This is a genomic window from Petrocella atlantisensis, assembly GCF_900538275.1.
GTDB lineage: Bacteria > Bacillota > Clostridia > Lachnospirales > Vallitaleaceae > Petrocella > Petrocella atlantisensis.
On sequence record NZ_LR130778.1, the window covers coordinates 287,672 to 299,772 of the forward strand.

Consider the following 12,101-nt stretch of genomic DNA (forward strand, 5'->3'; position numbering starts at 1 on the left):
CATTGTTATACTTCATTGTACCCCATACCTTTAGTATCTCTATTGTTATTTGCTTAAAGAGGCACTACCTCATTTCTTTTCTTGTATCATAGCATACCCGGTTGAACCTAACAAGTTATAGGTTTAGATTATTGTTTTAATCATGCATTCTCAAAATCAATCGCTTCTTCATAACTAATTTCACTAAGGTAACCATCCTCAATTTTCAAGATTCGATCACAGATTTTTAGAGCCGATAAACGATGTGTGATGATGATACACGTGGGTGATTCTTCAAGTGATTGTATTGTTTTCAATACTTCTACTTCCGTTTTTGAGTCAAGTGCTGACGTTGCTTCGTCCAATATTAAGATAGGTGCTTTATGAAGCAGAGCTCTAGCAATAGCTATGCGTTGGGTTTGTCCTTCTGATAACCCGATACCTCTTTCTCCAATATGTGTATTGATACCATTCTCAGCTTCCAAAATAAATTCCCAAGCACTGGCAGCTTTTGTTGCAATCTTCAGTTCTTCTTCCGTTGCATTCTCTTTACCAAGTCTCAGGTTATCTGCTATGGTACCCGAGAAAATATTATTGCCTTGAGGTACGTAAGAAATAAAGCCTCTAGACTTGGTGCTTACCTCATATTCCTTTTCTCGATCTACAATACGTATATCGCCTTTTACCGGGTTTAGTAGTGACATTAACAAATGAATAAATGTTGTTTTTCCCTCTCCTGAAGAACCAATCAAAGCTACAGTTTCACCTGGTTTTATTTCTGTCGTTATGTTTTTTAGAACATAATTGTCTTTATTATAATAAAAGTCCACTTGATCATATTTAATACCTGCCGAAGTCATATCTAGAGAAAAGTCCGCCTCAAATTCACTCTCAAGCCCTTCTATTTCTCTAATTCTTTCAACAGAAGCCAATGCATACACAATCATAGGTATGGAGGCTGCCACAGTAATCAATGGTCCTTGTATATTTCCTATAAGCTGTATAAGCGCCATTAAAGTCCCAAAAGTCGTCGTACCTTCTGCTATCTTCACAGAACCCCATAAGAAAACAAGAAAGAAACCCATCCAGGAGCTCATGGTGACAAGAGAAGTAGATATAACGGTCAGCTTGGTTCTTGAGGCCACTAGATCCACCTTTTCTTGTTGCATGGCTTTGGCTTTGCCGAAGTTCATCTTTTCCAGACAAAATGTCTTAACGACCAACATATTTTGTATCGACTCATTGATAAAAGATCTATACCTAGACTCGACAAGTTGACTTTCCATATATAGTTTTTTTAGACGTTTGGAAAAGACGCGAATAAATAATGCAGCAAGGGGTATGACCGTAATTATTACTATGGCCAATTTGGGATCAATGTAAAATATGGAAATAAATGAACCAAAGACCAGAATACTAAGGGTTATAATATTTGGTATTGTGGAAATAATGACATCTGTGATTTCTTCCACATCACTGGTCATTCTTGTTAGATAATCCCCACTATGATATTTCAAAAATTGCATCCATTTTGTTTTAATGATTTTTGCATAGAGCTTATTTTGTATATTGTTCGAGATTTTTATCTCACCTTTTTCGAGCAATATCGTATGAATGGCGCGTACAGCAATATCAAACAGTATAATACCACCAAGTAAAAGTAAATATTGATTCATCCGTTCAATGTCCGCCGCTGTGGCTGAATCAACTAACCATTTAGTAACCAGGGCTCTGAAAATGCCTAGCACTGCTGAAATGGCACCAAAAAAAATAATTGCAAAAACAAAAGAACTGAAGCCCTTCATCGTAAAAAGCAACCATTTTATATTGATAAATATGTCTTTTGTCTTCTTTTTGTCTATCTTATTGCCGATTTTTTTGTCCATTTTTCCGCCTTTATCCAATGCCTTTATTTGTCAACTCAGACATGATTCTCTTTAATTGTTCTTCAACAGTAAAACCATGCTTTGGTCTTGAAACTCTATAAAATGATGTATTCTTAACTATGAGTAATAATGCCCGATAATAGTCGTTGGTAAAACCAATGGTATCGTATAATGCACCACAGTATATATTTTTCTCGATATATTTGATTTTCTCAATCCCACGAAGTTCTTCTAACAAGACCTCTTTAGAATCGCCTATTCGTATCTCTACAATTGCAGCAAGCGGCATTTTTTCTCCAATATACTGTTCCTCTAATTTTACAATATACTTATTTTCCTCCATACTCGCTAATTTCAAAGTCTTTAGATCATACCCCATCTTCAAAGCTGTATCCGTACATAGTCTTTGTTGTGGAAAAGCCGGATGAACAAGGGCTTGCTGGTTTTGATTCATGGATACCGCCGCTATATCATCGGCGAGAAAACCATAACCGTTTTTTCGAAATGCTGAACTTAAGCTGGTCTTTCCCGCGCCACAATCACCGGTAATAATTATAGCGCTCTGACCCACACTAACCACACTTCCATGAATGGCAACTCTATTTCTCTGAATAAGCAATACACCCATCGCCGTACCCAAAAGATAAACGATAACCCGGTCCATTTCTGCTTCTGGGTAAGGTTCAACAATAATCTCTCGACCCTTTCTTATATAGTATTTAGCAACACTATCTATATCGAAGGCAAACTCAGTTCTTGATAATTGATACTGGTCGCTTTGCTCAAGTACCTCATTTATACACTTTGGCACAGTACCTAATAAAACGCGAACATCTTGTTCGCCATCACTTGTATCAAGCTCAGTGATTTCAAAATCCGAATATAGATTCAAACCAAAAACCTTGTAACGATTTATCTGTTTTTCCATCATCTCTTGACCTCATCTTCTACGTCAATCTACTCAGATTTTGTGTTTTCCATGCAGATTAATCCTCTTTCATACAAATCCGACAAGAAGTTATATACTTCTTCTATGCAGTCTTCTTTGTCCACCTCATACTGCGTTAATAAGTACGCAACAATGGATGCCATCGTCTGAGGTTCATCCAATAATTTCCATATTCTTGTTCCAACTGTATTCATACCGTAGTGTATGCCTTTTTCTGTATCGTTCATCGCCAACTCTCCATCAAAGTCTATGACAATCAACTCTTTTTTTCGTATAACGGCTTCTTTATTAAACTCATCCTGACCCATCTGTTTACCACCTTTCAATAACTTCAGTAAACTTCAAATTGCTTCAAATCGTTATGTAGATTTTACACAAGAAAAGCGTTCTAACGAACGCGTTAAAAAGCTGACTCTTTACGTGAGTTGGCTTTTTTAACATTCTTCTTCATTTTATATTGTTTTATTGATGATTTTTTGTTATAACATTATTGGTGATGTTATGAACAGTAAATCTTTTAAGATAAAAGATATTTTTTCAGACCGTTGGGATGATTTTGTTGCTCTAGGTTATCCTCTACGTCCCGCTATTTTACATAATGTCAGAAAAATCATTAATTGTGGTGATCCTTCCATGGGTCATGCTCTTTATTTTTGTGACCATTGCGGCAAAATAAAGCATGTTCCATTTACTTGTAAAAGTCGTTTTTGTAATTCTTGTGGTGCCAAATACATTCAAGACAGAGCTGCTTCTATATCTTCCAAACTTATTCAGTGTGAACATCGTCATATTGTTTTTACCATCCCTAAAGAACTTCGCCCTTTTTTTCGCAAGGATCGTTCCTTACTTCATCTTCTTTTTCATGCTTCTGCTGCAACTATTCATGCTTGGTTTTACTCCATTAATAAATCTGAATCTTTCAAGCCTGGTTTTATCTCTACACTTCATACTTTTGGCCGTGACCTTAAATGGAATCCTCATATTCATATGCTTATTACTGAGGGTGCTTCTGGTAATAAAACTGTTTGGCGTAAAATACCTCACATCCCTTTCACTATGCTTCGTAAACGTTGGCAAACTACTTTACTTGACTTACTACATCGTTATCTAGGAGATTCTTTTTATAAACTTAAGACTTCCTTATTCAAAACTTATCCTTCTGGCTTTTATGTCTATGCTAAATCTAACATGCTTTCTAATTCTGTTGATTCAATTAAATATATTATTAGGTATACTGGCAGACCAGCTATGGCTCAGTCCAGAATTCTTGATTATGATGGTGAATTCGTAACTTTTTATAATCGTCATGAAGATAATGAAAAAGTAATTGAAAAGATACATGTCTTTGATTTTTTAAACGTCTAATAGTTCATATTCCTGATGAGCAGTTTAAAATGATTCGTTATTACGGGTTATATGCCAAAAAATATAAACATTCTTCTAAGCTATTTTTACTTATGACTGCATCTAAACGTAAATTTTTCAAACAAAATTCTCATTGGCGTGCACGTCTACTTCTTCATTTTGGTATCGATCCACTCAGGTGCCAATGTGGTAACACAATGAAACTTCTAAATATTTTTGCTACTTCTAAAACCCACCTTCTTGATAAACCGCCTCCTCAGCTTTATAATAGTGCTTAGCATAATTATGGAGGTTAATTAATAATGAATATTTTAGAAGGCTTTACTAAAAATGATGATCTCGTTGAATTTATCTGTACTAAATGTAACTACTCTTTGTGGGTTCCGCGTTTCATTGTAGAAGAATTAGAGCAAGACAATATTTTTGATGGTCTAGATCCATCAACACCACCACAACCAGATTGCCAAGTTTGTGATGGTGCCATGACACCTAAATCTTATATTGGTGTTCGTGGTATAAAGTACGAATATAATAAATAAGTTATTCTTGAATATATCCAAGGTTTATTTTTTATGCCCTAAAAAATATACTCCTTGTTTATTAGGAAAGTAGGACTTTCCTAATAAACAAGAAAAGAAGCTTCGCTTCGTTATGAGCTATGCTCATATTTCTGAACGATTCGACAGGAAATTTCCTTGATAGTTTACATAGCATTGTCTTTCCTAGAGAATATAAATTTAAACTTTTAATTAATGATAGCTTCTTACAATTTCCATGTCAAGTCATTACAAGTATATACTAAATTTTTAGTGGTATCAATAATGATTATCAAAAAAACTATAGACAAAATCATTTTTAAGGATTATAATAATCCACATAGCTACTTTGTCACACATCATTATTACTTAAGTCCAATAGTCGGACAATAAAGAGATAACCGTTAATGATGCAAATAAGTTTGAGGAGGTTAGGGCATGGAAAAATGGATAAAACCAGAGATTGTTGAATTACATTCACAATCCACAGAAGCAGGACACAAAAAAGGAAAGAAAAAAGGTAAAGGTAGGAAACCACCATTTATCGGTACCAGTGGTTTACTTCCAAGATAATTTTTCTTAATCAATCTATAGCATTCAAAGCACTGCCATCACTTTGGTAGTGCTTTTTTCTTATGTACTATTAAAAACACCATTCTAAGTCGGCTCTTTGTCAAATCTTGGGGTAATCCCTATATTGATGAGTCAACCAAGTCTCTAAGTGAAAAAAAGCTTAGGGACTTTTTTAGATGAAGTTAGATGTTCTTTTTACAACCCTAATACAAGCTGGGGATAGAATGAAAGGGGGTTTTAATGGTGGGTCCCATGAAAACCCTTCCACAGTGTGTATGACTACGGCCTCCGGTTGGTGCGTCCTGCACCAAAAGTCGGCGGTCTGCATCCATGCAGACTTGCTTAAGTCACACACACTGCTTCCAGGAACTTCATGGTCGGTGCTAACTAACATGGTATTATTGGTACCTTTAACTCATCATGTGGAGTATACGATTTTTAAACCTATTGAAATTACGCATACCATATGCATTTCTTTTAAGAACCTTAATCTTATTGTTAACGCCTTCTGTATAGCCATTCGTATAAGGACAAGTAAAGGAGTTAAGAATATACTTTTGCCAGTTTATGATGGTATTCATACACGTTATAAACTCGGGTTCATTCTGTGTTGCTACAAAAACGTACCATTCTTTAAGGCGTTTTAATGCTGTATCCTTATCTGGAGCATCTACAAAGTCATAGAACTTTTCCTTAAGAAGATAAGCTGTCCTAAGCCTTGAGGATGTATCAAGCATGACGCTTACTTGGTCGACTTGCTCATCTGTTAAAAATCGACGTCTTTTTAATAGTAGGTGTCGGCTTCTTTTGAAGTATTTCCTTCTCGTCTTGTAAAATTTTTTCTGCTCTTGTTTTCTAACCCGATCAAAGGCCCATGTTATCTGTCTAATCCAATGATACTTGTCTATGACGATTGTTGCATTCTTAAAATAGGTTTCAGCAATATCGCGATAAGGCTGCCACATATCCATAACAAAATAAGCTACTTTATCACGGTTCTTAAAGCGTCTGAAGTAGTCAGAAAGGATATGATGTTCGCGACCAGGCAAAATATCTAAGACCTTTTTATTAACCGGATCAGTAAGAATACCTTGATATTTGCGTCCCGCATTACCCTTAAATTCATCAATAGACAGCACTCTGGGTAAAGAGGTATTGGTATAGTCGATAAATTTAAAGAGTCTAAAAATAGTGGTTATAGAAAGATTACAATGTTTAGCAATATCGGTCATGGAATGTGTAGAACGCATTCTATCAATGACATACTGGACTAAACGCGTAGACATTCTAAAATAGCGAGGAAGAAAAGTATTCTTCTCATAAAACCGCTTATTACAATGATTACAAGTATAACGACGCTTACGATAATGAAACAAAGTATTGAGGCCAAAAGCAGGAGCATCTTTAAACACTTGAAACCTGTAATCATGTACTTTATCGGTCTTTTGATGACAATGGGGGCAATGATGAGTTCTTCTGGGTAATTCACAATAGATGTGTAATGCATCAGGGTCATTTTCGATTTTAGTTACGATTATGTCTTTTAATCCTAACAGTTTTTCGATATAATGGTTATTGAGCATAAGCTTTACCTCCTTGTTGTTTGGTTGTGGTGACTTTATTTTACAAGGGATTTAGTTTATGCTCAACTTTTTTTGTAAAAAAATAAATGTTGAGGTGAATATCTCACCCCAACATTTATTATAGAACCTCTAAGTCATGATTGAACTTAAAATGGTGTTTTTGATTTAATTATTAATTGTATTGTCTAACTAAAACTTTGTTACAAGTGCATCTGTCAAATGTGAATAACCACTGTTACTAACAAATCTTTTATATACACTACTTCGTACTCTAATGTTATTACCGGTAACTGTCGCAACATCTGTTAAGATGTTATAGAAAGCATATGTTATAGGCGCTTCTATTGTGTTGCCACTTAATAGAATGGATTTACCTTTTTTACCGGTTGTCGTATTGCTTCTGCTGTCCACCATATTTACCAGAATTAACCCAGTTCCCTCTTCCAAAGGATGTTTTCCTGACTGATCAATTTGAATATCATTGTCCTTAATCTCAACAGTTGGTTGGATAGTATCTGTTAACCTTACTTTTGTTAAGGACCCAAGTGCATATTTTGCTTTTATGATATTGTTGTTGAACGTAAAATTCTTAATCTCGTCACTGGATTTGACAAATCTCAAATCATACACATCAAATAGATTGTTTTCAATGGTATAGTTGTTCGCTGTTGTTGTTAAATCATAGAAGTAAACAAATAAATCATCTTTTGACTGTCCTACTTTTTGTGCAAATGATTCTTCAACGATGAAAGTATTATTTGCATACAAACGCTCTACAGGTATATTATTTACTTTTCCACCTTTTGACTTCATCAGCGAATTGTATATTTTGTCCGGATGGAAAGTGATGTTATTTTTCCAAGTATTGTTAGTATATGTTACATAACGTGAACTCAAATAAGCATCATAAACGGACATATTGAAATTAGCTTTTAAGCCTTCTACATGATTAGAATCATATTTTACTCTAACATTTTCTGTTAGGACAAATGTCAAGTACATACCGCCACCTTCAGCAGCCCACCAATTATCATCATTTTCAACGGTGTTGTTATATACATATATATAATCTTTAGCTTCAAATATCTGATTGCTATACTTTATACCATTTGTTATTGCTGCATTAAAGAATATATATTTGAAATTATTAACATAGTTGTTGCTCACTTCAGCATATCTTAAAGGTATATCCGTTAAGACGATGAAGGAAGATAAAGTATTTGTTACGCGATTATTCTTAAAAACAAACTCATCTACACCAAAATCAACTGAATTAGGATTAACACTTTGATCACCACTTAATCTGTATAAGGAAATATTACCTTCAAAAAAACTATCTTCTACGATAACTTGATTAATCTTAGTCTTATTCCTTGTGCTACTAGAAGCAATAAACAATATGCTTGAATTATTTAAATTCTTGAATCCAATGTTTTTTAGTGTCAAATTCGTCACTTTATTTGGATCAAACAAAGTTGTATTGCTACTGTTGTCGAAAATAAGTTCTGAACCATCGGTGCCGACAATTTCAATGTTCTTATTGGTAATACTTTGGCTTGTTGTACCTATGTAGTAATCGCCGTCAATAACAATACTTCCATATTGATTAATCATTTTATTTAATAGTGTTGCGTTATTATTTGCACTGGAAGTACTATTTGGAACTAGTCCATATGCACTTGCTAGTGGTCCATCAGCCGCCGCTGCTTCTGCTGCTGCTTGTGCTGCTGCTTCTTCTGCTGCCGCTTGTGCTGCTGCTTCTTCTGCTGCCGCTTGTGCTGCTGCTTCTGCCGCTGCCGCTTGTGCTGCTGCTTCTGCTTCTGCTGCCGCCTGTGCTGCTGTTTCTGCCGCCGCTTGTGCTGCTGCTTCTTCTGCTGCTGCCTGTGCCGCTGCCGCTTCTGCCGCTGCTGCTTCTTCTGCTGCTGCCTGTGCCGCTGCCGCTTCTGCTGCTGCTTGTGCTGCTGCTTCTTCTGCCGCTGCTGCTTCTGCTGCTGCTTGTGCCGCTGCTTCTTCTGCTGTAGTATCGTCTGGTTCTTCTACTACTGGTTCTTCTACTACTGGTTCTTCTACTACTGGTTCTTCTACTACTGGTTCTTCTACTACTGGTTCTTCTACTACCGGTTCTTCTACTACCGGTTCTTCTACTACTGGTTCTTCTACTACCGGTTCTTCTACTACCGGTTCTTCTACTACCGGTTCTTCTACTACTGGTTCTTTATCCGGTTTGCCGCCACCTGGCATAGATGATCCACCGCCACCGCCGCCACTACCTGGCATTTTTGATCCACCGCCCATGTTGCCACCAGCCGGTTGTTCCGGTTTAACTTTTGCAAGAACACTTTCTTTATATAGATTGATTTCTTCATCCTCTATTTGTTTCAATTCTTCTAGTAATGCTTCTTCTAGTAATGCTTCTTGCCCTTTAATCTTAATATCCAATTTATCTATTTTTGTTATATCAATTTTGTTGTCTTCAACTAACTTTTCAACAAGTAGCTTATCTTGTCCTTTTAGGTTTACTTTTAAGGTATTGTAAGATACTTCTGCTACATCGCCTCTTGTGAATTTCTTGGAGTTTATGTCACTGTTCTTGATAATACCAACTTCAACTGCTTTCTCAGCAGCATTTGACCATGTAAAGTCATTTTTGTCATCATCATACCCAAGTGATCTTAACATTAAGGTTAAGTATGATTTTTTATCCATTTCACTGGATGAACCAAACTTTTCTTTACTCACACCTTTAGTTATGTTGAGTTTGTAGGCATATTGAACATAGCGTTCGCCCCATGCCGGTACATCTTCAAAATCTACAACTTTCTCTTTAAAATCTTGTGCTTCTTCTTCAATGCCTAGCATTCTCATCATCATGACAAGACCTTCTAGTCTTGTAGGTTCACGGTCAAGTTCAAAACCTTTATCACTTCCGTTGAACATCCCTACTTCTGATAATTTGTCAGCGTACTCATTGGTTACAATTTCTTCTGCATGTACATTAACTTGTACCATGCTGGCAACAAATATTGCTGCCATGATCCAACTTACTACTCTTTTCATTGTGGTTCCCTCCTGTTGGAAACTGGCTACCTTTTAAGGCCCTTTAGTTTTGCGTCCCAGCCTTTCGACTGGTTTGCTCTTATCATTGGAGTGTTTTTGTATTCTTCTACCAAATCTGTTTTTTTTCAACAAAAAAACTTCCCTTTGGAAACTGGCTGCCATTTTACAGGCCCTTTAGTTTTGCGTCCCAGCCTTTCGACTGGTTTGCTCTTATCAGTATGAAGTATTACATTTAAACACTAGTTCCTATGATCTTTATTGATTGATTTTATTGTATGTATATTCTCTCTGTCTGAATCTAATCGAATAAAGATTAACTACTGAATACATCGTATCATCTAAGGTCAGCAGGGTAAATAGGTATTAGTGTTTAGGTTTTCGGACTCTAAGTCCTATCCCGAATTTATTTTTTTGTTATAATACATTACATTATAAAATAGTTTTAATGTCCTATCATTAATCGTAGCTTTCGAGCTATTTCTTATTAATGTCAATCTTTAATAGTTGGGGATGTTCATCATTATTCACCATACTCACAAAACGCTCGCCAATAACAGTAATGCTGTTATCATCCACTTCAATTTTCTTTGCAATGGTGTTATACATAAGATACGTCAGTGGTGCAACAATCGTATTACCCTTCATTTCAATCAGTTCAGCTTTTTGGGTGTTTGTCTTGGTACTTCTGTCGTCCACCATACCAATCATACGTAATCCCACATCATCTCCAGATGGATGGTCATTCGTTTGTTCTATTTCAACTGTATTGTTATTCACCTGTATTGTTGGCAAATCGTCATCCGTCAACCTTATGATTACCAAAGAACCTAAGGCATACTTAGCTTTAATGACATTATTATTAAACTTAAAGTGACTGATCAAATCACTGGATTTTACAAACCTCAGATCATATACATCAATAATATTGTTTTCAATCGTATAATTGTCTGCACTGGTCGTTAAGTCATAAAAATAGACAAAAAGATCTTCTTTGGATTGACCGAGTCGTTCTGCATAAGACTCTTCTATAATAAATGTATTATTGGTATAGACTCTATTGACAGGAACACCGTTGACATTGCCACCTTTGGATTTGATTAAGTTGTTATAGATCTTATCTTTCTCAAAGCTTACATTATTAATCCACGTGTTGTTGGTATAGGTTACAAATCTTGAACTAAGGTATGCATCGTATAAAGAGACGTCAAAATCCGCTTTCAAACCTTCAACATGGTTAAATTCATATAATACTTCAAGATTTTCAACTAAAACAAAAGCATGATAGCTACCACTACCTTCTTGGGCCCACCAATCATCATCATTGATGACTGTATTATGATGCACATGCATATAATCTCTTGATTCAAAAATCTCATCCTCGTATTGAATGCCATTGGTTATACTCGCATTGAAAAAGACATACTTAAAATTGCGAATGTCATTATGCCCTATTTCAACATGTCGTAGTGGCATATCGGTTAACACAATAAAAGAAAGCGTCGTATTGGTTACTGTATTGTTATTAAATACAAACGTGTCAATACCAAAGTCTACAGTATTTGGATTCATACTTGTAACGCCTCGATCTCGATAGAGAGATATTTCCCCATCAAAAGTAGAATCCTCAATAATAATCTTATCCGTCTTCGTTGATTTGCCTTCATCACCATGGTGCACAATGAATAAAGACTTCTTTATATTTAGATTAACAAATCCAAGATTTCGAATCGTCAAACTTTTTAGTTCATTTGGATCAAATAAAACGGTAATGTCTTCATTGTCAAAAATCAATTCGGCACCATCCATCCCGATGATTTCTATTTGATTATTTGTCACATCCTCATCGGCATATCCGATATAATAAGAGCCGTCAATCGTTATACCACCATTGTTATTCAGAGCTGTCGTAAAAATATCCGCATTACTATCCCCAGCATCCGCATTGTCTTTCGCCATGCCAAGCTCACTGGCTTTCTTATACTTCGATTGTTCCTCTACCATGTTAATCGGTTCTTTTTCTATGATTGGTACTACTTCAACAATAGGCACTTCCGGCTCATCTGTTGAAGTCTTATCTTCTCCGTTGGAATAAAACATAACTATCAGTGATAATATTACCAACACACCGATTATCAGTAAAAATCTATATGGGTATGCAATTTTCATCATCATT

General features: G+C 35.8%; 8 protein-coding genes, 1 pseudogene and 2 riboswitches. Of the genes and pseudogenes, 3 read left to right on the plus strand and 6 right to left on the minus strand.

The features are described from left to right. Nucleotides 1-140 precede the first annotated feature (140 nt). From PATL70BA_RS01495 to PATL70BA_RS01505, 3 genes are read right to left on the minus strand one after another with little or no spacing between them, the layout of a single operon-like run. Nucleotides 141-1,865, minus strand: coding sequence for an ABC transporter ATP-binding protein (locus tag PATL70BA_RS01495; protein WP_125135712.1), 1,725 nt, complete (start codon nucleotides 1,863-1,865; stop codon nucleotides 141-143). A 10-nt stretch (nucleotides 1,866-1,875) separates the two neighbouring features. Continuing rightward, complete coding sequence (locus PATL70BA_RS01500; protein WP_125135713.1) at nucleotides 1,876-2,796, minus strand: phosphoenolpyruvate carboxykinase (ATP); 921 nt, start codon at nucleotides 2,794-2,796, stop codon at nucleotides 1,876-1,878. 26 nt (nucleotides 2,797-2,822) lie between these two features. Then, the gene (locus PATL70BA_RS01505; protein WP_125135714.1) at nucleotides 2,823-3,122 is read right to left on the minus strand and encodes a PqqD family peptide modification chaperone; all 300 of its coding nucleotides are present in this window, start codon (nucleotides 3,120-3,122) and stop codon (nucleotides 2,823-2,825) included. Between the two features lie 193 nt (nucleotides 3,123-3,315). On the opposite strand from PATL70BA_RS01505, the pseudogene PATL70BA_RS01510 reads away from it, so the two are divergent. The 3 genes and pseudogenes from PATL70BA_RS01510 to PATL70BA_RS16690 all read left to right on the plus strand — a co-directional run bounded on the left by PATL70BA_RS01510 (nucleotide 3,316) and on the right by PATL70BA_RS16690 (nucleotide 5,288). Next, a pseudogene (locus PATL70BA_RS01510) lies at nucleotides 3,316-4,457 on the plus strand (IS91 family transposase). Between the two features lie 24 nt (nucleotides 4,458-4,481). Further along, the gene (locus PATL70BA_RS01520) at nucleotides 4,482-4,718 is read left to right on the plus strand and encodes a hypothetical protein (RefSeq protein WP_125135716.1); all 237 of its coding nucleotides are present in this window, start codon (nucleotides 4,482-4,484) and stop codon (nucleotides 4,716-4,718) included. Nucleotides 4,719-5,153: 435 nt separating this feature from the next. Further along, nucleotides 5,154-5,288, plus strand: coding sequence for a hypothetical protein (locus PATL70BA_RS16690; protein ID WP_279233209.1), 135 nt, complete (start codon nucleotides 5,154-5,156; stop codon nucleotides 5,286-5,288). A gap of 410 nt (nucleotides 5,289-5,698) precedes the next feature. On the opposite strand, the gene PATL70BA_RS01525 is transcribed toward PATL70BA_RS16690, so the two are convergent. The 3 genes from PATL70BA_RS01525 to PATL70BA_RS01535 form a co-directional block, all read right to left on the minus strand. Next, complete coding sequence (locus PATL70BA_RS01525; RefSeq protein WP_125135717.1) at nucleotides 5,699-6,871, minus strand: ISL3 family transposase; 1,173 nt, start codon at nucleotides 6,869-6,871, stop codon at nucleotides 5,699-5,701. A gap of 189 nt (nucleotides 6,872-7,060) precedes the next feature. Then, a complete protein-coding gene (locus tag PATL70BA_RS16365; protein ID WP_197715777.1) occupies nucleotides 7,061-9,928 on the minus strand; it encodes a hypothetical protein in 2,868 nt (955 codons plus the stop codon). A gap of 14 nt (nucleotides 9,929-9,942) precedes the next feature. Further along, nucleotides 9,943-10,016, minus strand: a riboswitch (cyclic di-GMP riboswitch). 55 nt (nucleotides 10,017-10,071) lie between these two features. Continuing rightward, nucleotides 10,072-10,147, minus strand: a riboswitch (cyclic di-GMP riboswitch). Between the two features lie 255 nt (nucleotides 10,148-10,402). Continuing rightward, on the minus strand, nucleotides 10,403-12,100 hold the full coding sequence (locus PATL70BA_RS01535; protein ID WP_125135718.1) for a hypothetical protein: 1,698 nt from the start codon (nucleotides 12,098-12,100) through the stop codon (nucleotides 10,403-10,405). Nucleotide 12,101 lies beyond the last annotated feature (1 nt).